The organism is Paenibacillus sp. 1781tsa1, assembly GCF_024159265.1.
Classification (GTDB): Bacteria; Bacillota; Bacilli; order Paenibacillales; family Paenibacillaceae; genus Paenibacillus.
This window is the reverse complement of the sequence record NZ_JAMYWY010000001.1, coordinates 3,530,123-3,555,247: the sequence shown is the minus strand read 5'-3', so window position 1 is coordinate 3,555,247 and position 25,125 is coordinate 3,530,123. Positions and strand designations below refer to the sequence as shown.

The following is a 25,125-nucleotide window of genomic DNA, read 5'->3' as shown; positions in this document are numbered from 1 at the left end:
ATTGAAACTACGAAGCACTTCCAACTTGTGAGCATTTACCCTACCTGTTGATCTACATTCGTCTAACTACTCTCACTCTGAATCAAAAACAAAAGCCGTCAGCTCCTGAAACAGGAAGCTGTCGGCTATTAATTCCCTCTGCCTTGCTGCCGATACTCGCTTGGAAGAAGACCTGTCAATTCGCGAAAAATCCGGCTGAAATACTTTTCATCCGTATACCCCACTCGCTCCGCAATCCAGAAAATCGTATTATTCGTATTGAGCAAGTACTCTTTGGATTTCTCTACCCGGATGAAGCGGGAGTACTCATTAAAGGTTTTGCCCATCAGATCTTTGAAACATTGACTGAAATAACTTCGGCTGATATTGAGTTGTTGGGAGAGACCTGAAGCTGTATAGGCTTGTTCCATATCATGCTGCACGATCATCACTGCTTTTTTCACGGCATCGATGATTTCCGGCGAATATGACGTCTGTTCATCTGCCTTTCGAATGGTTGCAGCTGTCTGCTTGATCCATGATTCAACCTCGTACCAGGACTCGAAAGAATGAATCATGGAGATTCTTCCAAGCGTGGTTTGGGCAAAAAGATGGTTCCATTCCATCACGATTGAGTACAGCAATCCCATCAACTGACCTTTATGTAGTCGTAACGATATAAACTGGTCAATGAGTTGATTGTAGTAACTGTCGTGGTGGGTCCATGGTGTCTGGAACCAACTTTGCTTAATCCGATCCACATCTTCATCCTGCGGTTCTTTTAAACATGTGTTGTCCTCATTCATCGAAACGGTAATGACTTGGTTATTGGGGTTGTACGCATAGAATAATGACGTATCTGTATAATTCATAATCCAGTTTTTGATCTGTGACCATGTGCGCTCTTGTACATCAGACAAAACCAACAACGTACCATGGGGAACTTGATGCAGCGATTCCTTCAATTGATGAAATAGTTGATCCTCTTCCGATGGGTGAACAGCCCACATGCAGCTATTACGCTCAACCTCCCACCTTACCTCATCTTCATGCGCAGTTATCTCCATTGGCCACTTATGCTCTGATTTTCGATCCTGTGAAACAAGTGCATACACATGTTGATAATGGACATTGATTTCATTCTGCGAAGGCATCTTTCTTATCGTGGTCGTCAACCCGTTGATTCGGGTATGTATCCGTTGTAAAACATGCTCGAATTGTTCTTTCTCCAGTTGGACTTTGGCTATATAGTCAATGGCTCCGAGTCTAAGTGCTTCCTGGATATAATCGAAATCCTGATGAAGTGTTAACACAACGATATGAAGTTCCGGATAGAGCTGCCTCGCAGCTCGCATCAGTTCGATCCCTGACATAACGGGCATCGCAAGATCCGTCAGCATCAGATCGACTGGTTGGGTTTTCAGGAAATCCAGTGCTTTCGCCCCATTGCTGGCCTCTCCTACAACCTCCATGCTGAACTCGTTCCATGGCATCGCAGAGCTAATGCCTTTGCGTACCAGCTTATCATCATCTACAATCAATACCTTAATCATGCCGAGATATCTTCTCCTTTAATAGGCAGTACGAGCAGGATGCTTGTCCCTGTCCCCAATTCACTCTCGATCACCAGTTGTGCTTGGTCCCCGTACTGTGCCTTCAACATGCGGTGAACATAATTGAGCCCGATGCCCATCCCTACTTTTTGTTGTTCTGCTACACGATTGTTTAGCAGATTATGAATGGTTTCTTCGGTCATGCCTGCACCATTATCTTGTATCATAATGTTCAGCGTTGCAGTGCATGTCACTTCAATCTGAATAAAACCTTCGTCACTCAATCCATGATATAACGAATTTTCAACCAGCGGTTGCAGAATGAAGCGGGGCACAGGAATTTGAAGCACTTGTTCATCTGCAGTAATGCGGACGTCAAATTCAAAGTCATACCGAATTTGCTGCAAAATCAGATATTGTCTTAACGCATCAATCTCCTCTTCCATCGTGGATACTTGCCCTAATTTGCCCAGATTGTAATAGAGCAGCTTGTTCAATGACTGCACCAGCTTGTCGATCTCCCCTTGACCATTCATGACGGCCAACCAGTGCACTGTATCCAGTGTATTCATCAGAAAGTGCGGGTTGATCTGATAGAGCAGTTTTTCCACTTCCAGGTCTGCACGAATCTTCTCTTTCTGCTGAACTTCCTTGAAGAGGTCACCAATCTGATGCTGCATATTCGAAAATTCACCGAGCAGAAAATCAAATTCGGGAATCTGAGTACGAGCTCGGCTCCCCGTCGTTTGAGGGTTCTTGGACATCCCAGCGATTTCCGAATGGAACAGCCCGAGTGGTTTGTATACCATCTTCCACAGGAGCCAAGCGAGAAACACCGTAAAGCCGAGGAAAAATAAAGCGACCAGCAAAATTTGAAGCAACCACTGGTTTTTCTCCTGTTGATATTGAGCCTGCGAAATGACCGATACGACACTCCATTTCTGTGAAGAATCCTCCTTGAACCAGTGATACCCGCGGGATATTCCGTCCTTCGCAGGATCGGCTGTTAGGCTGGAGAAATTCTCCCCGACCTTCATGGATTCCGGTATTTCACTGTACACAATGTTTCCTGAACCATCCAGAATGAGATGGGATAAGGCGCCGTTGTATTGAGTGTAACCCAGGGTATCCTGAGTAAGGCGAAAGCCGGATTCTACGTAAATATACACATCGTCCCTTTTGGAAAGTTGTACTTTTCGCATCGCAGACAGAACGAGTTGATCATCGAATCGGTTCATACTGATATGAGGGCCGTAGTACTTAATGCCATAGGTTTGGGAGAGCACAGGCAAAGATTCAAACGATAAACGGTCTTTGATTGGAAAATTGCCAAACTGTGTGGTGCCTTCTTTTTGGAAGTAATACAACGTCAAACCGATATTCGGATTGGTAAATGTAACCACACTTAATTCACTCTTTAATTCCTCCCGAGCCTCAATCAATTGAAAGATATCAGCGGATGGATTCAAAAATTCATCCAGTCTCTTGCCTGATGTACCACTATAGGACAATTGCTGCGTAACGTGATTCAGATTGGTGATTGAATTCTCCAATGAGGATGTCACCTGCTGTAAATTGCTACGGATGCCATCATCAATTTTATTGGCGAAGATGGAGTCAATGGTATAATAAGAGATTGCAAATATGCTGATAAAAGGGATAAACGCACTGAGAAAGAACAGTAAAAATATTCTTTTTTTAAGAGTCATGGGGTCCTATTCTCCTTCTGAAAATGAAACAGCAAGCTTCCTGTGTATGGAAGCTTGCTCCAAGTCCAATTTCCTTTCATCATTATAGATTGATATTCAAATAAGTCAAACGCTTTCATAGTGGAGGGTCACATCTAAGAGATTAATAGATGAAGTTCTCTAAAAGGATCGAAATTTGCTCAATAAAGTGCTATCGATTTCGACATAATGAGTTCCATAAACTCATTCAGATGATTAGCCACTTTTTTAATCTCTTCAAATTCAGGTTCTTCTCCATATACGATCGCTCCTATTTCATTGGATAAGTCAATAGCATAGAAGGAATAAACACTGTTAACGGAAATCATGATTGGTAGATAATGATTCCACCATGTCGTTATTTCTGATCTCCATTGATCGTCTTCGTTTGCTGCTTCCAAGCTGAGCAGTTCAAATTCATTCCATTGAAAATCAGCATCTGAGCTATTTTTGTATTCACTCTCGCATAGGAACCATGTCTTTTCATCAGGGGTAATGCATTGTTGCATAACGCGTAAAAAATCTAAATATTCTTCAGGAATAACTTTGTATCTAATTATGAAACTAACATCTAAATCTAAATGACAATTCGATTTCTGAGTTATGTTCCAACCGTTTGACTCAGCCCAAATCATAAATTCATGGATTTTGCTGCTCAAAGTGCACCTTCTTCCCTCAAAATGGACTCTCTTTACAATTTTATCGCAAAATAAGTAAAAAGTGCTACTCCTCAAATGGATGAGGAATAGCACTTTTTTATAGACCTAACCTACTTTAATTCATTGTGGATAATGGAATGCCTCAAACCTCTCAGCTACTCGCGCACCGTCACATTTAATTTGGTTGATCTGGTTTCCCCTGAAGGATTACGAAGTACAGCTTCATACTCATAGATTCCAGGTGCCCTTCCAGAGATTGCGGTAACCGCAGATTGTGCGCTAGGTGAATGAGATTGCAGCGATTGTGTGTCAATCCATACACCATTTTCGTAAAGTTCGTATTCGGTTGCGTTTGTTCCCCACCATAGATTCATGGTGACATGATAGTTGCCGTCACCGTCCCAGTTGTCATGCGCCAGAACGGCTTGCCCCGGGGAAGCATCCGTGACAACAACTGTCAGCGGCGTACTCATGGTTGTACCCAGTGCATTGATCAATTCTCCAGTATAGATGTAGGTGCCGTTTTTCTTTCCAGTAATATCAACTTGCACAGATTGGGCAGATGGGGATTGATCCACCAGGGAAATTTCCTTAATCAATTCACCATTCTCATACAGCTTGAACTGATTGCCGTTATTTCCCCACCACAGATTCATCGTGACGGTATAGTCCCCGTCTTTGAGACCCGTGTCGTAACGATTATTGTCAGATAACACTGGAGTGCCAGGGGCCCCGTTTGCTAGTGGCGTTGTCTGATGGAGCCATTCCTCCCACTTGATTAGTACACTTGCCTGCTCATCCGTAAATACGGTTCCTCTAGCTGCTTGAACGTCATTACCGTAGGATGCAAGCAGTTGACGCGCTTTTGCTCCTTCACGATGGTTTGCTGCCTGTTTGGCCTGTTGTAACGTGTTCGCAAGCTGATCAGCAAGAACACCGGCATTCGGATCGATCGATTCATCAGCAAAGGTGTTGGTCAGATTGATCAGGCTGTCGAATGTAGCAATAACCGCAAAACGATATTCTACCGTCTGTTCCCAGCCTGCCAAATCAGAGACGGTTGCCGTAACCTGATTCAGGCCGGGTTCCAGTGTATACGCCGGAGTGTCCAGAAGCACACCCTCCGGTTCTGCCACACCGGATACCGTATCGGAAGCTGTATAGCCAATTTCCACGGGCTGATCAATGGTGTATTCGGTTTGCCCATGAATTTCAATGGTTGGAGGTACAAGATCAATGGATATGGACAACAATTGTTCGCTCTCTTTGTTACCGTCAACATCGACGCTCCAGTAGGTGATCGTATGTGTACCTTCTTCAGTTAGGGTCAACTGTGTGCCACTCACCGTTTCGCCACCATTGATTTGATAATAGGTCCCTTCGATTTCGGAATCTTCATCGGTTGCTGTAAAGGTCACTTGTACAGGAGAAGTATACCAGTCGTTTTGCGATTCCCCTTCCACAGTTGCCTTAGTGTGCGGGGCTTCCTGCTCCGGTGATTCCCCTTCCAGCGTAACAAAATCAGATAAAGGGATATTTAAATCTTTGACAAGGCGTGCCACGAGTTCAGACACCTTGATTGCACCGTTCATCTGCAAATGTGTGTTGTCTTCGGTTGTACCTACCCACATGAATATCGATTTGGTTCCTTCAGTGCCAAGTTCCTGAAAATGCTCCCAACTAGCCTGATTCAGATCGATGATGAGGGTGTCCGTTTCCTGCGCCGTTTCTTTCATCGCCTGTACGTATTCCGGGAAGCTTTTGTTCAGCAGTTCTCCGGTAAAATCACGACGATTCACTGGCGTAACCAGAACCGGGATCGCCCCTCTTTGCAGAGCACCGTTAATGTATTCTTTCAAATATACTTTAAACTGCTCGGGCGTAAGATATCGCTCCGGACGTGAAGGTGTGGAATCGTTATGAGACCACTGCATGAACAGATAATCGCCTTTGTGAATGTCGAGCAGAATATCGTTGAGATACCCGCCGACCAGGAAGGTCTTGCTACTGAGCCCTCCAACTGCCCGGTTATCAATGCTGACTTCATTTGCATCAAAATATCCACCCAACGTCTCGCCCCAACCTGCTTGCGGACGGTAGCTCTCCGCGTAATTAGCCACAGTGGAATCGCTGGCCAAATAAATAACAGGTTTATCGCTTGCGCTGTGATCTGGCAGACGCTCTAGCTTCAGCGCATTGATCTTCGGTGCATTTCCGGTAAAGTTGAAGTTAAATACCCCATCAATCAGAGCAATGTCGTACGTCATTTCTTTGAATTCGCCCTTGGGAACTGTTGTGAGCGGCAACTTGGTCATTTGCTCTACAACAACATTTGCGCTGGTTGATTCCTCCGCGTCCCCGATGGTCATCGTTACCCGATAATTGGCTGGCTCCATTTCAGCCAGGAATGAGGTGCCATTTACTCTTGTGAAATCCTCTTTGAGCGCATCCCCGGTCTCCCGGTTCTCATCTTTGGTCAGTGCAGTATCGGCAAAGCCGTACCCGTTTCCTTGGATGTACGCTCTCTTGGCATCTACCTTGATGTATCCTTCGGCAGCGCCGCCGGAACCAAAGTCAAATTTGTATTCGTTTATTTGTTCGCTCGGTTCACTTGTCAATGAATCCTTGGCAACAGTTAACATATTAAACGCATGGTCAACTTGAGCTTGGGTGGCTTCCGTATTGAATATCGCTTCCGCAGCGACCAAAGCCCGGTTCACCACTGCTTTGGATGAATCAGTATAATTCGACAGATCAAGTGCTTTGATCTCATCGTACAGAGCGATTAAGGCCGTCTGATCGCCGCCCTCCGAAGGAAGCTGCGTACCTTCAATCCGCACGTTATCGATCTGGGTAGTCCAGTTCAACGTGCCTCCACCACCTTTTCTCGTGCCCAGGAATCGAATCGCTCTGACGTTGTCCGCATATGCAATGGAACTCATAGGGATATCTTGGATCGTCTGTGTGACGGCCGGATCTGCTATGTTCGTTAATGTCAGATCCAATGTTTTCTCGGCAAAATTAACGGTAGCATCCACATTGATCCACTGGTTCTTGGAAATATCTGTAGCCGTTCCCCCTTCAGGTATGGCTGTATCTCCTGTGCCGTAGTCCGGATTATATGCACCGACATAATAATGAATTTTGGTGCTTCCGGTTTTGGTATACAGCGTGAACAGGGCATTTTCGTTGGAATCCTGGACCGTGAGATGACCTTCTGAAGGATAGGCACTCACATTACCGGATTGCCAGTCAAAATTCACCTTCACCTGATCGCCGTTTACCGCATCAAACAGACGGAACACCTTGGCCCGATTGCCTGATCCGGAACCTGTGACAGACAGTACCTTATTTCCGGACTGTTCAACCACCGTTCCCGCCATGGTTCCTGCAATACCCGTGGCATTGACCATCGCATACTGGTAGCCCGCAGCGTCGCCTTCAAAATCCTCCTCATAGAGCTGGGTTTCCGGTTCTGGTTCGGGCTCGGAAATATCCGGGTCGATGACCAGGGCTGAAATGCTTAGCTCCATGTTTTTGACCGCACTTGCAACAAGTCCGGCAATTTTCTGTGCACCATAGCTGCTGAAATGGGTATTATCGTTAATTCCATTCGGGTATTTTGGATATTCACCCGGATTAGCATATAGAAATACTTTTTCTGTAGCTGTATTACCAATTTTGTCGTAGTACGCAATACTTAACTTGCTCAGGTCAATCAGCGGCACGTCAAGCTCCTCCGCCACTTCTTTGGCAGCCTGCACGTATGCCGGGAAGCTGACATTGAACTCCTGAGTCACCGTATTGAAGTCTCTGCGTCCCACCGGAGTGAGCAATACCGGTGTAGCGCCGCGCTGTTTGGCACCGTTTACATAACGAGCCAAGTAGATCTTATAGTCCTCCGGTGAGGCATACCGGTCCGGTATCCCTGCACTGGCGTCATTGTGACCAAAGGATATGAAGAAGAAATCCCCGGGCTTGATTCGTTGCAAGATCGTATCCAGACGACCGTCTACCATGAAGGATTTGCTGCTTCGGCCGCCGATCGCATCGTTCACGACGACTGCCCCGTTGGAGAAATAACGTCCGAACTGCTGACCCCATCCTTCTTGAGGAGCCTGCATTTCACTGTACGATTGCATGGTTGAATCACCGGCCATATAGATCGTTGTTGCCGCACCGGCCACTTTCTCTGGATATTTCTCGATGAGGATGTCCTGGATGTCTATGGCTGTACCGGTGAATAAGAAATCGAGCTGTCCATCTACCAATGCAACATCATAGGAATACTCGAGCGGTGCTCCCGCTGTCACATTTGTTACGGCGAGCTTCTGAACGAATTCGGATTTGACCCCAACGTTCGAGTTGTGCGCATCATTGCCCAATCGCAGCGTCACTTTATAGTTGGCATTTGGCAGGTCAACAGCAAATGTCGTACCTGTCGCAACCGAAACCTCATTTTCGCCTACGGTAACACCACTTGTATCCTTAAACCCATATCCCGTCTCTTGTGTATATAACGTGTCCTGTATAGCCGTACTTCCTGAAGCTGTCTCTGTACCAAAATCAAAGCGGTAAACCGGCTCCGGCATTTCTGCTTCGCGTGTCAATGCCAGATCGGCTTTAGGAAATGCTGTAGCTTCCGCTCCAAGATAAAAGCCGGTATGAGGCGGCTGATTGTAGGCTACATTTTGCCAAGCTACGCCAAGTCGATACACGGGGTCCTGCATCAGCGTAGGAATGCGATAATCTGAAGGAATGGTTGTCGTGTAGAGACGATATTCCGAGCTATCTTCGCTCCGCAGCAGAATTTCCTCACGCCAGTCGCCAAGAATATCTGCCTGAAGCGCCGGATTCCCTTTGGTATGATTGTTCGTTAACGTACCGGTTGCCCGGAAGATTTCACCCAGCTTTTTGTTTTCGTAATCCCATTTGTAAATGAGTGGAATTCCTTTGGCGGTACTGTTATCCCACTGATGGTCAAACAGCTCCCGCTGAAGATCTCCATCCCACCAGATGGCGAAGTTGGCAGTTTTGGGTCCTTCGTCCACCGTGTAGATCGCCTCTCCGGCAGCCGAATAGGTATTGGTTACAGGTACACTTTGCCCGTTGGTAACGGTCGTGGCCCATGATTCGTAACCCGGATAGTTCGGATCAATGTCCGCTGACATCCCGCGGCCGGTATCAAATCCTGTTTTCTGCCCCCAAATAATTTCACCTGTTGCCGCATCGCGCATCTCCAGTCCGTACGCCGCATCTGAATGCTCGTGCACGCTTACGACCTGGTAGCCATCTCGATTCGGGTCAAGCTGGCCAGCGTGCATGGCATCACCGTGTCCGAGTCCGGTACTGTACATCAAGCTGCCGTCATCGTCTATAGCCAGCGCACCGAACATAATCTCGTCCTTGCCGTCATGGTCGGCATCCAGTACACTCAGATTGTGATTGCCTTGTGCTTGATATTGTGACCCAGCTTCGTTCGTGTCGAACGTCCAGCGCTTGACGAGTTCCCCACCAACATAATCATAAGCAACAAGTACTGTGCGGGTATAATAACCCCGGCTCATCACGACACTTGGTTTCGTACCGTCCAGATAAGCAATCGCGCCAAGAAAACGGTCTACACGGTTGCCATACCCGTCACCCCAATCGCTGACGTTGCCTCTTGGCGGATCATAATTCACTGTGGATACGGCTGCACCAGTCTCACCGTCAAACAGCGTGAGATATTCCGGCCCTGACAGTATGTATCCGCCGTCATTGCGATAATCCTTCGTCCCGTCACCAATAACTGTGCCTTGGCCGTCCTTCGTGCCGTCCGCCGTCTTGACAACAACCTCAGCCTTTCCGTTGCCATCCAGGTCATACACCATTAACTGTGTGTAGTGCGCTCCGGCACGGATGTTTACGCCCAGGTCAATCCTCCACAGCTTCGTGCCATCCAGTTTGATGGCATCGATATAGACATTGCCAGTATAACCGGCCTGCGAATTGTCCTTGGAGTTACTCGGACTCCACAGGAAGACGATTTCATATTCGCCATCCCCGTCCAAGTCAGCTACCGAAGCGTCACCTGCATAATAGGAGTAGGTTCCACCGTCCTTGGTCCGTCCGTCGGCCGGTTTATCCAGCGGAATAGGCAGATAATCGTTATGCCAGACCGATACAACCTCCGGCTGCATCTGCTCCTTGCCTGAAATAACAGTGGAAATCTGATATTGCGAACTGTCGAAACCAGTGGTGTCCACATAGTTTGTCACGTCGCTTATGGGCGACGCATTCACTTTGGTTCCATTTTTATATATATTGAAAGCGATATCATCTGGATCGTTGTTTAAATACCTCCAGCTCAGAAAAACGCCGTTGTCTGCAAGTACCGCAACCAAACCCCGGTTCAGGTATTCTGCTTGGCGGCCCGGCAGGCTGTTTGATGATGACTCTGCACGCATCGGTGCTGGAGGAACAGCCAGTGAAATAACCATAAGGAGTGCTAAAAAAGATACAAACATCGATTTCTGGATGGAAACAGTTCTTCGGATCATTCGATTAACTCCTCCTTATCTAAAAATTCAATTTTAGAATCATCACTTCGATCCTGCCCTGCTTGTTGTCATATGAACACAATTTACAGCCACCTCCTCTTTATGTTACCGCTTACATTTATCTTACAGGTCTAAAAAAAGACAGACAATCTAAAAAATGTGACGTATTATATAAAATAATTGACTTTTTTAGGAAGGAGATTAACGTATGGTTCATACGGTTTCTTACGCTTTTCGTAATGACGATACATCAATCATGACACTCGACTCTATTGGATGGCAGATCGTTTCAAGCGAGGAATATCGTTGTCCCAGTGATGATAGACCGGACCCGGGACACGTTGTTTTTCAATACACGCTTAATGGTCAGGGTTATCTGGATATCGATAATCAAACGATTCCTTTACCCAAGGGACATGCCCTACTTGTTAAAATCTCCGGAGAACATTGCTATTACTATAAACAAGAGAACAACGAACCATGGGAATTTATATGGATTAACATTCGCGGGGATGAAGCCAACCGAATTTGGGATATGATTCATGATAATGAGGGACATGTCATTCGACGAAACGCGGATTCTCCCTTGATTCAAGAGTTATGGCAAACCATCCATTTGATTCATCAAGAGAAAGTCACCGACAAGTATCGGTTGTCTATGCAAATCTATCGTTGGTTGCTTATCTTGGTGCAGACGAGTCGGGATGCAGAGAGGGATATCGGTGCCCTTTCCATAACAACGATCGAAAAATGTAAAAAGTTCATCCGGGAGAACTATGCCTCCCCATTGACGCTGGATTTGCTGGCCAGCCATTGCGATATCAATAAACACTACTTGTGCAGGTTATTTCAGAGATCCGAGAAAACATCACCGCTAGCCTATCTCAAAGACAGACGCATTGAGGTGGCAGTTCGACTTCTCCGCACAACGGAACTTCCGATTTCTCAAATCGGTCAACAATGCGGCTTTGAGAGCCCCAGCTATTTCGGCAAAGTTTTTCGGCAATATATGTCCATGTCACCCAAAGAATATCGCATGAATAAGTTGGAATTTCCTTACGAGGCCATTTACTATGAATAGCCAAGCTCGCTGTTTGTTAGTTGTCCTTGGTTCGGAAACTGCCTTGTACCAACTAAAAATAAAAAAGCCGCTATAATAGCGACTTTTCAATGGGACTATGTTAATGTACCTCGACAACTGCTGCGCTTATTGAGCGGTGTATCCTCCGTCTATGATCAGGCTATTTCCTGTCATATATGAAGAATCGTCACTAGCTAGGAACAGAACGGCTTTCGCCATCTCTTCTGCCTGACCCAGACGTTTCATTGGTGTTGCCGCAGAAAGTGCTTGCTTGCTCTCTTCCGGGATAATCGGTGTATCGATGAAACCTGGGCAAAGGGAGTTCACCCGAATATTCTGCTCAGCATACTCCAGCGCGAGGGAACGAGTCAGATTCACAACGCCACCTTTAGCTGCATTGTAAGCTGCTGAACCAGGCGAACCAACCCATCCGTACATGGACGCCGTGTTAACGATTGTGCCTCCGCCAATTTTCAGCATTTCGCGGATCGATTCACGAGCGACCAAGAATACGCCGTCCAGATCAACATTGACCGTATTGCGCCATTCGGCATAATCAAGCTCATGCGTTGGATGAACACGTCCGATTCCCGCATTGTTGAATACGATATCCACTTGACCAAATGCTTCTACGGTTTGTTTAAAAACCTCAGAAACCTCTTCTTCACTTGTTATGTTTGCTTTAATAAAAAGAGCCTCTGCTTTAAGCGCTTTCAGTTCCTGCTCAAACGCCTTGCCTTTTTCTTCATTCAGATCCACCAAGACCACTTTAGCACCTTCGGAAACGAATAAGCGAGCTGTCGCTGCACCAATCCCGGATGCTCCTCCTGTGATGACTGCAACTTTATCTTGAAGTTTGCCCATGAATAAATCCCCCAGTATAATATTTTGAATAGCGCCTATATAAATAGTGCTATATGATGTTTACAAAACTAATTCTATGCTTAAAATTGTAACATTCCAATCATTAAGATATGACCAAGTGTCTACCTCGTAGACACTTCATAAAAACATGTCTATATTTATAGGAGTTTTTTCGAATGAATAATGAACTTATTGTGACAGCTCAACATCGTAATCGAACCAAGGAGCACCTAAAAACCGCTCTGATTCAGCTTATCAAGAAAAAAGGATTCCATGGTGTGTCTGTCAAGGATATCGTTGATCAGGCGGGTTACAATCGCAGCACGTTTTATTTACACTACCAGGACAAATATATTCTCGCCGAAGAATTGTTGAGTATGACACTTCAAGGATTAAGGGGTGCAGTAGGTAAACCCTATTGGCACGGTCAAAAAGTTTCAACAAACAAGCTTGATGCCGAATCTTTTCAAATCGTGGATTATATCTACGAACACCGTGACTTCTTCGAACTGATTCAATACGATGACACGTTACCCGGTCTACATACAGGTTTCCCCCAAACTATACTCAAAATCTATCAAGAACAGTTTGTCTTTGAGACCATCAATAACTCCCCGGTGAACATGGACTACTTCAAGTACTATACCGCCTACGGTTTTTTTGGACTATTGAACAATTGGATATTAAGCGGATATCGTGAATCACGCGAGGCATTTATCAAAAACGTGATTGATCTCACCAAAACGCATATTCACTCTTTTCATTATGTCGGTAACACGTTTGATTCATGATCTCGAGTAAATTGATTTGAAAATCACGATGAACGATATGTCTGCCTTAGATAACAGGCCAGTTGCAGATGAAGCAGATGCTCCTGATTACTCAGGGACATGTCCAGAATCTCTTCGATTTTATGAATACGCTGATACAACGTATTGATATGAATATGAAGTGCTGCCGCAGCCTGGACTGCAGAACTTCCGCAAGCCATATACGTCATGAGGGTTTCCTCTAGTCCACCGGTCTGCCCTTTGGCAGGCCGAAGGGGCTCAAATATCTCTGCCATAAATGCATTCAAATCCTCAGCCGGTTGCCGAATAAACAAACGGTTAACACCAATATCCGTATATCGGATTGTGCCTTGTTCTCCCCTTGTCTTCTGATATGCAAGCGCCTTGTCCGCTTCCTGGTATCCTGTATTAATGGCATCGACTCCAGACCGCACGGAACTTAATCCCCCCAACAATTTCACATGATTACGATGTTCCCATTCCGGCAGCAATGCGCTGAACTGTTGCTCCAGTTTGCCGGGCTTGTACGATTCCGTCAGCACAAGCAACACTGTAATTCGTCTTTCATTGCCAAACGCAATGGGCAGCGCTCCTGCTGGCATTTTCTCTCTGAGATATGCTACCAATTGCACAGACAACGCGCTAAGTGTAGAAGGGTTGACCCACTCCGCAAACTCCAACAGTCCCACTACAATGGTGGTTGAAGGAATGATTCCAATTTCCCCGGACTTCTGCCAGTAATCCTCAGAATCCTGACTGAGCCTTAGATCGTTGAAAAATTGCTGTGTTTTTTTGAAATAAAATTCGGCCAGGGACTGCTTGCGCATCAATTCCAGGGCCAGAATAGAGCTTCCCTGCTCCAGCGCAATTAATTGTAGCGGTTCTAGCTTTGTGTTCATCTGGATAATGAGATAACCTAGGCACTGATTGGCCGAAGCAATCGGATACAGATATTGATACGACCGTTCGGCTTCTCCCTCGATACACGTCAGATAATCCGGATGGTGCAAGGATTCGTACAAGCTGCGAAGACTTTCCGTATTCCAGCCGTTCAGGAATTTGTTTCGTTTTGGAATCCATTCGTTGTCGATAAAATCCACAAAGGTCATCGGTACGCCAATAACACGTACCAGTTCGTTAACGATAGATAACGCGCCCTTATTTTGCAGCGAAAGCCGCATGAGCGAGGAGTGAATCTCATCTCGTTTCATGAGTGTTGCGTTCTGTTTGCTCAGATTCTCGTACAGTTTGGCATTCGTGATCGCAATTGAAACCTGATCAGCAAAACTTTGCAGCAGCCGCACATCCGACTCCGTGAATAGGGGGACCTTCCCTTTTTGATAAACGATTAATACACAATCCGATTGGCCTTCCACCTTGATCGGCACCGAAATGATTGAACCTATATTTTGAAAATTGTACGCCGAATTCAGATGATATTTGTTGTCCATTGTCATGTTGCCAAAATCATCTTCTACTGAAGATAAACCGTTATAGAGCTTCGGTGTACCTCGCTTAAAGGTGTTCCCAATGATTCCTTCACCTGGTTTCAGTTTCATTCTTAGCATACCTTCGCCCATTTCCCCTGCTCTTGCCTTAACCGTTAACGCATCGATCGCAGGGTCATACCTCCACAACACACCTATGCACTCATAAGGGATAACCGATAATGCACTTACCAAAATCCGTCCAAGCAACTCGTTCAGATCCAGAAGTTGAGTCACATCCCTAATGCTGTTCATGATTTCATTCAAGGCTCGTTCATTCTTGCTTGCCACAGCTTCCGTATAGTATGGGTATAGCAAAGACGACAGTGTAACTAAATCTTCCGCAGAAAACTCCAAATTCTTAAAAACCCGGATGGTTACACATATATTGTTATTGTATGGAAGAAAAACTAACATTATTTCTTCTGATTCCCGTTCTACTTTGGGATGTTGCAGTGGAAGATGTTCTACAAAAAAAGGCGGTGTCCCTTCTCTACTGCCGATCGCTTCAATCAGTACCCAATCCGTCCAGTTACTACTGATCCATACCTCATAATCACAGTTCCCCAAGCGTTCCTGCAAGACTTTATGTAAGATTCCATTCAACCCAGCCGCCTCCTGTCAATGTAGGTTTTCACATCTTGATTCAGATAATTATACAGAGATATACATTGTCTTGAAACCCCTACATCATGTAACTTTAAAGCAACACAGAAATTTAGTTAACATTTGATGAGAAAGAAGGTAACGCGATGTCTAAAATCATGCACAGTAAAAACTTCAAGTACATTGTTCTCACTCTCTTGTTTCTCGGCTGGTGTCTTGGCAACCTGGACCGCTTTGTCATCAACTATGCCATTGTCGGCATTACTCAGGATCTGGGCCTAAGTCCTTCCGCACAAGGAATCATCCTCAGCAGCTTTTTTCTTGGATATGCCATTATGCAAATTCCAGGCGGAGCACTCGCCGACCGTTTCGGTTATCGGAAAGTAATTCTCGTTTCCTTGTTCTCGTGGTCTGTGTTCACTATTCTGACTGGTTCAGCCTGGTCGCTGTTCTCACTCATCTTTGTTCGTTTCCTGTTTGGGATCGGAGAAGGCAGCTTCTTCCCTTCCGGTTCCAAGGCGATTGCCACGAACTTTCCCATTAATCAACGCAGTGGAGCCATGTCCATTATGCTGTCGTCCGCAGCCATTATGGGGGTAATTACTCCGATTCTAACAGGACATGCCCTTGTGACCATTGGCTGGCGCAACCTGTTCTATATCATTGGTGCAGGGGGCATCCTCATCACAGCCTTGATGTTCTTTTTATTAAAAGAACCCGCCAAGCCTGCACTTTCGGCCTCCAGCTCGGGTCTACCACCCAAAACATCGCTGAAAACCGTCCTGAAGACGCCCATGATCTGGAATTTGTTCATCAGCTACTTCAGCATTTATGCAGTGAACTGGGGGCTTCAATCCTGGATGCCGACGTATATGGTCAATGTCCGAGGACTGGATATGACTCAGATGGGACTACTCGCCGCCATTCCGGCTTTGGTCAGCATTTTCACCATGATTCTAAGTGGCTACGTGCTTGACCGCATTCCCGCTGGCAAAGATCGAATGATCGCTTCCGTGTTCGGTGTACTTGTGGCCTTGTTCCTGTATCTGATGGGCTCCGCGGGCAGCATCACCACATTCATTACGTACATGACAATCGTTACGGCAATGGCCGGATTTATCTCAACACTGATCATTTCGAAGTCCCTTAAAACGATGCCCGAATCTGTCGTCGCGACAGCCAATGGATTCATCAATACAGGTGCACAGCTTGCAGGTTTTCTCACTCCGATGCTGATCGGATTCCTGGTTGAAGCCTCCGGGGGGTCTTACGCCACTGCCTTCATCATGCTGATCGCTTTTGCGCTGATCTGCTCCATTACGCTGATGTTCTCCCGTCGTTCGAATTCCGATCAGGGTAACACGACTGAGATGCAAGCAAAAGCGGTCTAAACATACGAGTTTGCAGCCACATGCTGCTTCGACATTTAGTGCAAGTTTCATACTACAAATCAACCATTTTAACGAATAAGGGGTGCTATGAATGATGACTACAACTGTAGATTTGACCCAATATCTCTCGGAAGCCATTGAAGGAAAACGCAATATGTTCACCAATGCCAGTGACCAAATCTGGGAGTTTGCAGAGACCCGATTCGATGAATACCAATCAGCAGAGCTGCTCATGGGGGTGCTGGAATCCGAAGGTTTCACGATCGAGAAAGGTGTGGCGGGATTGGAAACTGGATTTATCGCTTCATATGGTTCGGGGCTGCCCGTCATTGCTCTCTTGGGTGAATACGATGCACTTGCCGATCTCAGCCAGGAAGCCGGAATCAGCACATATCAACCTGTTCAGCCGCGTGGAAACGGTCATGGATGCGGGCATAATCTGCTCGGCATCGGTGCATTGGCTGCTGCCGTCGCGGTCAAAGACTATCTTCAGGAGCATCCGGAGACCCCAGGTACGGTGCGCTTTTACGGATGTCCTGCCGAGGAAAGTGGATACGGTAAAACCTATCTGGCTCGGGAAGGTTATTTTAAAGATGTAGATGCTGCCCTCTCCTGGCACCCTCATTCTATGAATGCCGTTATGCATGGAAGCTCCAATGCAGTCATTCACGGTACATTTACCTTTAAAGGTATTAGTGCTCATGCTGCTGCCGCTCCTCACCTAGGACGCAGTGCTCTCGATGCAGTTGAGCTGATGAATATCGGTTCGAATTATATGCGGGAACACATGATTGATCAGGCCAGAATTCATTATGCGATCACGAACTCAGGCGGCTTGGCTCCCAATGTAGTGCAAGCGGAAGCCGAGGTCACGTATCTCGTTCGAGCTCCCAAGAGCGCACAGGTACGCAGTCTGTTTGAACGTCTGGTGAAAGTGGCAGAAGGGGCTGCCTTGATGACCGAAACAACGATGGATTTTAAATATGAAGGTGCCTGCGCCAACCTGATCCCGAACAGTACGCTTGAAAAAGTGATGCATCAGCATCTCGTTGCCTTCGGCGCACCTGAGTATGAAGAAGATGAATACAGTTATGCCAAAGAGATCTATGACACGCTGCCGCTCCAAAATCAGCAGGAAGCTGGCGCGTTAGTTGGTCCTGAGCTTGCTCCTCTTCTTGCCGAGCGGCCGCTGCCGAACTTTGTTGCCCCTTATTCAGATGAGACGGAAACGTTCATGGGCGGTTCAACCGATGTAGCCGATGTCAGCTGGAATGTGCCGACGGCGCAATGTATTACAACGACGATGGCATTTGGAACGCCGCTTCACGCATGGCAGACCGTTGCTCAGGGTAAGAGCAGCTTTGCTCACAAAGGTATGTTGCTCGCAGCCAAAGCAATGGCGGCTACGGCTATTGAGTCCATTTTAAATCCAGAGATCATCAAGGAAGCACAACAGGAATTACGGGACAGACTCGGCGGAGAAGCCTATGATTGCCTCGTTCCTGCAGATGTGCAACCGCCGAAACGGGGAGAATAAGACTGTGAGGTTCAAAGACGTATTTTCGATTATCGGTCCAGCCATGGTTGGACCTTCAAGCTCCCATACCGCTGGAGCTGCACGGATTGGACGGACGGCTAGACATCTGTTCGGCGAATGTCCTTCACATGCGGAGATCCTCATGTTTGGTTCTTTTGCCGCAACGTACAAAGGACATGGAACCGACACCGCCATTGTGGGCGGTCTGCTGGACATGGACACGGATGACCCCGGACTTCCTGATGCATTTGCCCATGCAGATACTGCTGGTATGGAAACCATCATCCGTCCGGGGACAGGCCTGTACCCTCATCCGAACACGGTCGAAATTGCATTAACCAACGCGGCAGGAGATCGCACGTTGAATATGGTAGGCACGTCGATCGGTGGAGGAAATATCGAAATCGTCCGAATCAACGGCTACAACCTGAAGTTGACGGCGCTCTATCCTACTCTCATCATTCGTCACAGCGATGAACCTGGTGTCATTGCTGTCGTTACTCGACTGCTCGTGGATAATCGCATCAATATTGGACATATGTCTGTGGATCGAAAGAACCGACGCGGTGAGGCCATGATGGTGCTGGAATGCGATGGCAAGATGAATCCTGCTGTGGTTCAAGAGATCGAAGTCATTCCAGAGGTTCAGGAAGTCACTCTACTCTCTCTTTAGCTTAAATATCTAACTTCAGTTATACCAAAAAGGAGCTTGCGCCAATGAATTTCCGAACATTAAAACAACTTGCTGAATTGGCGGAGACCCGCAACCTTCGCCTCGGCCAGCTTATGTTGGAAGAGCAATGTTATGAGTCTGGCGAAGACAAGGACGCTGTTTTCGATCAAATGCGTGAGTATTACGGAATTATGAAAAGTGCGGTTCATCAAGGTCTTCATACGGATACAACTTCCAGAAGCGGATTGACTGGAGGAGATGCCCTCAAACTGATGGCTTACCGTGCAGATGGACAATCGTTGCTCGGCGACCATGCCAGTCTGTCGATGAGTTACGCACTTGCGGTGTCCGAGGTCAACGCTTCCATGGGCCGAATTATTGCTACACCGACGGCGGGTTCTTGCGGCATTATTCCCGGGGTATTTATTAGCAGCCAGGAGCGGTTTGGATGGACTGATGAACAAATGGTCTATGGCCTGTTCGCATCTGGAGCTATTGGTTACGTCATTGCCAACAATTCGTTCATCTCTGGTGCGGAAGGTGGTTGTCAGGCTGAAGTGGGTTCTGCCATCGGGATGGCAGCTGGTGCATTGGTGGATATCCGGGGCGGGTCCCCTTCTCAGTCTATCCACGCCGTTGGACTCGCTCTGAAAAACACCCTTGGCCTGATCTGTGATCCGGTTGCCGGTTTGGTTGAAATCCCTTGTATTGTTCGCAACGGATTCGGGGCGATTACAGCGCTGGGAGCTGCCGATATGGCTCTTGCTGGCGTACGCAGCATCATCCCTTCGGATGAGGTGGTACAGGTGATGCTGGAGGTCGGATCAGCCATGCCCGAATCTCTACGCGAAACAGCCGGCGGTGGCCTCGCCCAGACACCAACGGGACGCAAAATAACAAGGGATTTACAGCACAAATAAAAAACGGGCATGTCATTTATACGAGAGATTAAAAATTCTCCAGCTAAATGCATGCCTAATAACGAAGTAGACCATGACAACGGTAAACATACTGCTTAAACAAGACGCCCCTCGCAAACTGAGCATTGATACCGCGCCGCCCAATTTCCGGCTAACCGTCCAGTAATACACTTAACACGCTTTATCTCCGAAGCACTGGGATCTATATTCACAACATCACCCTTAAGGTCTAATTGGTTTAGAAGCTTGTCTATTTTTTAGCGACTTTAGTTGTTGGATAATGTTTTCTAGCGGCATAATAATTAGTGTTCCAGGGTTACAGAATACTTTTCAGTGCCTTTTTTATTAATCAAAGCAACTTCTAAATCAGATACCCATGTAAGTTCGCCTAGATGTCTAGCGTAGGCAAATTCATCTGGTTGTTCTGATTTGACCTTCTCTAAGAGTACTTGCGTACCATCTCGTTGTAAAACGGATATGAATATATCCATGTTTTCTACATTATGATGGCATATAACTTTAGCATTGTACTTCTTATTAGGGCTCTTTACGGATCTTTTCCAAGTCCATTCATTCACATAACCCAACTTCTCTATTTGCAAAGCGATCTCCCTAAATGGATCAACCTCCCAATTATTACGTAGAGCAAGTTTCTCTATGCCTTCCATTAGCATTCGAAGCGTAGTCTTTTTTTTCTCCAACTCATTTTTTTCATTAAAGTCATTCAAACTAAATTGGATTGGTACCGAACACACACCAGAAGTGTTAACAATCCGTTCATCCGTAATGTTTTCTACACATTCTACTAGTACTTTCCGACAATCTTTCGTATTGTATTTCCCAAATAGACGTTCATACATCGCTGTAATACAGCGAGTTTCCAATCTAAAAGAGCGTCTTTTCCATTTCCAATTCAACGCATAATCTAATTTTATTGCTTCGCTGTACTCACATTTTTGTTTTTTCATTATAGATTCAATATTTTCATGATCTACAATATAGGGTAAATCCAAATCAAATTCTTTTAGATACATCTGGATCTCTCCTTAGATTACTCCCAATTGTTAGTGCATAATTTCCTGATTTTAATCCGATGGAGTTAATACCTTATTTGGTAACCAGCCCTTTTCACCTTCTGCGGTATGAACAAAACTCCATTCATTTAGTTCAAATTCTTTTGTAACGATGATACCGGGTTTTACGGTTAATTCGTGTGCAGAATAATCTGATAATGCAGTCGCGATCTGTTCTTCATTGGGAGTGCTTAATATTTGCTTCGGTACCCAGCCACATTTTTTAGAATGCACGGATTCACAGAAAATCCAGTTGGGGAATTCAGTATCTTCTCTCCCATATAGGATCGTATCTCCTTTAGCTAAAACGATGGGATCAGGATAGTTTGAATTATGGGGTTGAACAACTTTATATAATTTCATAATACGCCTCCAACTATTATGTTCGACCTGTTACCGACAAACATAATATCATATTATTATGTAGTTATTCATCCCTGTTCAGATAAAGCAGCGCCCCCTTCACAAGGGAGCGCTGCTTTATCTGAACAGAAATATTTTATTACGAGTCAACCTTACAACATTTAGGCGATATAACAGAATATTCTAATTTCTTGATAACTCTCCAGACACACCATCCGCAGAATCTATATGGCCCAATGCATTTACTTCATGCTTTGTTTCTCTATACACAAAGTAATCAAAATCGGCATGTTTTCGGGTTCCGCCGAGATCCTGCACACAAAGTCCGATGTAGGTTCCCGTAAACCGAATATACTCTGGAGATTCATCGGACAGATGTGTGATATCAACCCACTCGCCTACATGATTCCAGGATGAATCACTATTTAACACATAGTAAAAGCGGGCGCGATCATGATCAACCACTGCTTTTAAGCGGAGCGTATTCATCGATTCTAGCGGAATATCCTCCAACAGTTCGTCGTACACCCCGTACTTGGACTGAATAATTCCCAAGCACCGCCCCTTCTCTTCATGATAAGTTACACGTAAATAGAGATAGTCCTTGGTATCGTAGTACAAAATTAATCCTGCCATTTGCTGTGGATGGTCCGGCGCAAATTCCAGGGCTGTTTCGGCTTCACACTCAAACGTTTGTAATCTCCGCGCGATCATGCTTTGCCTATGCGTTGAACTCATCGACTCCATACCGTGCAAGCGCAAGTGACCGGGACGTTCCGTCAAGCTGAGCCAAGTCGGGTCGGGTGGAATGCGAAGAGTATTCCAGTCATTCCGAAGCTCGAATTGATCAAAGTGATCCATTTCCGCTATCGGTTCAAACGGATGTGCCGTAATCTTTGGTGCAATGACCTGGACCTCGGGATACCGGTTACCGCTAGCAAGCTTCAGCCAGCCGTCCTCGCTCCACGTACACTTCTGAAGTGCGGTCTCACGTCCAAGAATGCAATATTTGTGATGAACGGGTCGTCCGACAAGATGAGCCATGTACCATTCGCCGGTATGCGTTTCGACTAGACTACCGTGGCCTGCCTTTTGCAGAGCCAAATCCGTTCTGCCATATGAAGTAAGGATCGGATTTGCAGGATCAACCTCGTAAGGGCCTTCTAGTGTACGGGAACGTGCTGCTGTAACCGCATGCTCATAACCGGTTCCCCCTTCAGCCGTAATGAGATAATAATAGTCCTTGTGTTTATACAGATGAGGTGCTTCGGTCAGTCCTAGAGCGGTTCCTTTAAAAATGTTCTTGGCTGGCCCGACCAGCTTTTGCTCCCGAACCGAATACTCCTGCAGAACGATGCCTGCAAACCGATTTTTGCCCTTCCGGTGATCCCAGATCATATTGACCAGCCAACTGCGCCCGTCCTCATCATGAAACAGGGAAGGATCAAAACCGCTGCTGTTCAAATACACGGGTTCCGACCAAGGGCCTTCGATATCCGTTGCGGTCACAAGGTAATTGTGGGTATCTTTAAAAGCGCCTACCCGACTTTTGACATCGGTGTAGATCAGGTAAAACACGCCGTTGTCGTAACTAAGACAGGGTGCCCACACACCTCCGGAATTAATGTTTCCCTCCATGTTTAACTGCGTTACACGAGTCAGCGGAGAAGCGATGGGCCGCCAATGAACCAGATCCCGGGAATGGTGAATCCGTACACCAGGGAACCATTCAAAGGTGGACGTGGCAATATAATAATCCTCCCCCGCTCGGCATATGGACGGATCGGGATGGAAACCGGCAAGGATGGGATTGGTGATCATATTCTTAATCTTATTCATGGAAGAAACCTCCGGTATGAAAGTGATGATCTGTACAACAGCAGATACACGAAAGGTAGATATCAGGACCAGCCCAGCGCTTTTTTGCCGGCTTCCAGAGCGGTTATGATCCGCTCTACATCGTACACATTCCCTCTCCATGTCCCACCGCTGACCGATTGTAGTGCAGCCCAGAGCTTTGTATCATCCGGCAAAGCTTCATCAGGCCTCATATCCGGATGGAATGACCTTTGTGCCAGAATGACAGCACCTTCTTCCGGAGAAACCTCGTTCTCTCCTTCTCCGATAAAGTTAATGCTGCCCTCCAGTGTATTACGATCCACCACGATGTCAATCAGGTCTCCGTTACGCAACTTGCCAATCGGCCCACCTGCCAGCGCTTCGGGGCCAACATGACCAATACACGCTCCGGTGGAAACACCGGAGAACCGGGCATCCGTAATCAGTGACACGTATTTGCCAAAAGACAAATGCTTAAGCGCAGAGGTTAGCTGGTACGTCTCCTCCATTCCAGTTCCCGATGGACCTCGCCCGAGAAGCACAACCACATCCCCAGCCGAGATACCTCCGGTCTTAATCGCACGGATCGCCTCGCGTTCGGTGGTAAATACCTTGGCTCTGCCACGATGACGGTATACGCCATGCTCATCCAGCACATCAGGATCAATAGAGGTGGACTTGATGACAGAACCTTCCGGAGCGATATTCCCGGTTGGAAATGTTACGGTAGATGAGATTCCGAGCCGCTGGGCGTGTTCTGCACTCATGATGACACTGTCCGGATCGATGCCGTCCTGCTCTTTCAACTGCTTCCGCATGAGATGACGGCGTTCGGAAGATTCCCACCAATCCAGCACCTGCCCCAATGACGTACCTGTAACCGTTGGTACAGACTCATCCAACAGACCAAGCTGCCTGAGGTGAAGCATGACCTCTGGAACCCCTCCGGCCTGAAAGACACGTATGGTTGGATAAAAGATCGGTCCGTTTGGCAGGGCGCTAACCAGTCTTGGAACATTCTTGTTGACCTGTATCCAGTCCTGTACCGTGGGTACGGTTAAACCAGCTGCATGGGCAATCGCGGGTATGTGAAGAAGCAGATTGGTCGATCCGCCAAACGCAGCATGCACGGTCATCGCATTGCGAATGGATGCATCTGTGATAATGTCAGCCATCCGCATCCCCTGAGACTCCATATGGATGAGTGCACGTGAAGATTGGCGCGCCATTTCAATCCAGATCGGTTGCCCGGAAGGTGCAAGTGCAGCATGCGGGACTGTCATGCCCAGTGCCTCTGCTACGACCTGGGCTGTAGCAGCGGTACCTAGAAACTGACAGCCTCCTCCTGGTGTAGCGCATGCCCGGCATCCTAAATCCGACGCCATTTCCAGAGAAAGCTCCCCGTTGACGTACCGTGCACCGATCGTCTGAATTTTACCGGCATCCTCTCCATCGGTAGGCGGAAGTGTGACGCCACCGGGAACGATTACGCCGGGCAATTGCGGCATGCCGGCAAGCGCGAGCATCATGGCTGGAAGACCTTTGTCACAAGTGGCGACGCCAAGCACGCCTTTACGCGTCGGCAGCGAGCGAATTAGTCTGCGAAATACCATAGCAGCATCGTTCCGGTAAGGAAGTGAGTCGAACATGCCTGTTGTCCCCTGTGATCTGCCGTCACACGGATCGCTGACATATCCGGCAAACGGGATTCCGCCCCGACTTGACAGCTCTTCTGCGGCAGCTTTCATTAGCAGGCCGACCTCCCAGTGTCCCGTATGGTAACCGAGGGCTGTCGGACTGCCGTCCTCATTGCGTATGCCACCTTGTGTACTTAAGATCAGAAATTGTTTTCCGTTCAATTCCCCGGGCTTCCAGCCCATTCCAACATTCTGGGACATGCCGAACAAGTCGCCGCTTGGCGCATTCCGCAGCAAATCATCCGTTAAAGGCAGACGTCCGGCAGCACCTGGAGCATGTGCTATGATATCGAAGTCGTTGGATGGCTTCTCCCCCATAATCGACGTAATCTGTTCGTACATG

General features: G+C 46.9%; 16 protein-coding genes. 6 read left to right on the top strand and 10 right to left on the bottom strand.

All coding sequences use genetic code 11. The features are described 5' to 3' along the window. Window positions 1-128 precede the first annotated feature (128 nt). The 4 genes from NKT06_RS15680 to NKT06_RS15665 form a co-directional block, all read right to left on the bottom strand. Entirely contained in the window at window positions 129-1,532 is a 1,404-nt protein-coding gene (locus tag NKT06_RS15680; RefSeq protein WP_253436141.1) for a response regulator transcription factor, read from the bottom strand. After that, window positions 1,529-3,241 (bottom strand): sensor histidine kinase, encoded by a 1,713-nt coding sequence (locus tag NKT06_RS15675; protein WP_253436137.1) that lies wholly within the window; start codon window positions 3,239-3,241, stop codon window positions 1,529-1,531. Before NKT06_RS15675 ends, NKT06_RS15680 begins: the two co-directional genes overlap by 4 nt. 179 nt (window positions 3,242-3,420) lie before the next feature. After that, a complete protein-coding gene (locus NKT06_RS15670) occupies window positions 3,421-3,918 on the bottom strand; it encodes an SMI1/KNR4 family protein (protein ID WP_253436134.1) in 498 nt (165 codons plus the stop codon). Window positions 3,919-4,073: 155 nt separating this feature from the next. Beyond that, window positions 4,074-10,460 (bottom strand): rhamnogalacturonan lyase family protein, encoded by a 6,387-nt coding sequence (locus tag NKT06_RS15665; RefSeq protein ID WP_301289955.1) that lies wholly within the window; start codon window positions 10,458-10,460, stop codon window positions 4,074-4,076. Between the two features lie 208 nt (window positions 10,461-10,668). On the opposite strand from NKT06_RS15665, the gene NKT06_RS15660 reads away from it, so the two are divergent. Beyond that, the gene (locus NKT06_RS15660) at window positions 10,669-11,541 is read left to right on the top strand and encodes a helix-turn-helix transcriptional regulator (protein ID WP_253436131.1); all 873 of its coding nucleotides are present in this window, start codon (window positions 10,669-10,671) and stop codon (window positions 11,539-11,541) included. Between the two features lie 126 nt (window positions 11,542-11,667). On the opposite strand, the gene NKT06_RS15655 is transcribed toward NKT06_RS15660, so the two are convergent. Next, window positions 11,668-12,405 (bottom strand): SDR family NAD(P)-dependent oxidoreductase, encoded by a 738-nt coding sequence (locus NKT06_RS15655; protein WP_253436128.1) that lies wholly within the window; start codon window positions 12,403-12,405, stop codon window positions 11,668-11,670. A 176-nt stretch (window positions 12,406-12,581) separates the two neighbouring features. Between NKT06_RS15655 and NKT06_RS15650 the strand changes: the two genes are divergently transcribed. After that, window positions 12,582-13,196 carry a TetR/AcrR family transcriptional regulator gene (locus NKT06_RS15650; protein WP_253436126.1) on the top strand — a complete coding sequence of 205 codons (615 nt, stop codon included), beginning with the start codon at window positions 12,582-12,584 and terminating at the stop codon, window positions 13,194-13,196. A 23-nt stretch (window positions 13,197-13,219) separates the two neighbouring features. Here the strand turns inward: NKT06_RS15650 and NKT06_RS15645 are convergent, their stop codons facing one another. Continuing rightward, the gene (locus tag NKT06_RS15645; protein WP_253436123.1) at window positions 13,220-15,289 is read right to left on the bottom strand and encodes a helix-turn-helix domain-containing protein; all 2,070 of its coding nucleotides are present in this window, start codon (window positions 15,287-15,289) and stop codon (window positions 13,220-13,222) included. Window positions 15,290-15,435: 146 nt separating this feature from the next. Between NKT06_RS15645 and NKT06_RS15640 the strand changes: the two genes are divergently transcribed. The 4 genes from NKT06_RS15640 (at window position 15,436) to sdaAA (ending at window position 19,810) form a co-directional block, all read left to right on the top strand. After that, on the top strand, window positions 15,436-16,680 hold the full coding sequence (locus tag NKT06_RS15640) for an MFS transporter (RefSeq protein ID WP_253436120.1): 1,245 nt from the start codon (window positions 15,436-15,438) through the stop codon (window positions 16,678-16,680). Window positions 16,681-16,771: 91 nt separating this feature from the next. Next, a complete protein-coding gene (locus NKT06_RS15635) occupies window positions 16,772-18,217 on the top strand; it encodes a M20 family metallopeptidase (protein WP_483311575.1) in 1,446 nt (481 codons plus the stop codon). A gap of 4 nt (window positions 18,218-18,221) precedes the next feature. After that, the gene (sdaAB, locus tag NKT06_RS15630) at window positions 18,222-18,890 is read left to right on the top strand and encodes an L-serine ammonia-lyase, iron-sulfur-dependent subunit beta (RefSeq protein WP_253436116.1); all 669 of its coding nucleotides are present in this window, start codon (window positions 18,222-18,224) and stop codon (window positions 18,888-18,890) included. A 44-nt stretch (window positions 18,891-18,934) separates the two neighbouring features. Further along, on the top strand, window positions 18,935-19,810 hold the full coding sequence (gene sdaAA / locus NKT06_RS15625; RefSeq protein WP_253436113.1) for an L-serine ammonia-lyase, iron-sulfur-dependent, subunit alpha: 876 nt from the start codon (window positions 18,935-18,937) through the stop codon (window positions 19,808-19,810). 302 nt (window positions 19,811-20,112) lie between these two features. On the opposite strand, the gene NKT06_RS15620 is transcribed toward sdaAA, so the two are convergent. From NKT06_RS15620 to NKT06_RS15605, 4 genes are all read right to left on the bottom strand, one after another. Next, the gene (locus tag NKT06_RS15620) at window positions 20,113-20,844 is read right to left on the bottom strand and encodes a hypothetical protein (protein ID WP_253436110.1); all 732 of its coding nucleotides are present in this window, start codon (window positions 20,842-20,844) and stop codon (window positions 20,113-20,115) included. A gap of 51 nt (window positions 20,845-20,895) precedes the next feature. Then, on the bottom strand, window positions 20,896-21,246 hold the full coding sequence (locus NKT06_RS15615; RefSeq protein ID WP_253436106.1) for an SH3 domain-containing protein: 351 nt from the start codon (window positions 21,244-21,246) through the stop codon (window positions 20,896-20,898). Window positions 21,247-21,429: 183 nt separating this feature from the next. Beyond that, window positions 21,430-23,085 (bottom strand): glycoside hydrolase family 43 protein, encoded by a 1,656-nt coding sequence (locus tag NKT06_RS15610; protein ID WP_253436102.1) that lies wholly within the window; start codon window positions 23,083-23,085, stop codon window positions 21,430-21,432. A 62-nt stretch (window positions 23,086-23,147) separates the two neighbouring features. After that, window positions 23,148-25,124 carry a YjhG/YagF family D-xylonate dehydratase gene (locus NKT06_RS15605; protein WP_301289954.1) on the bottom strand — a complete coding sequence of 659 codons (1,977 nt, stop codon included), beginning with the start codon at window positions 25,122-25,124 and terminating at the stop codon, window positions 23,148-23,150. Window position 25,125 lies beyond the last annotated feature (1 nt).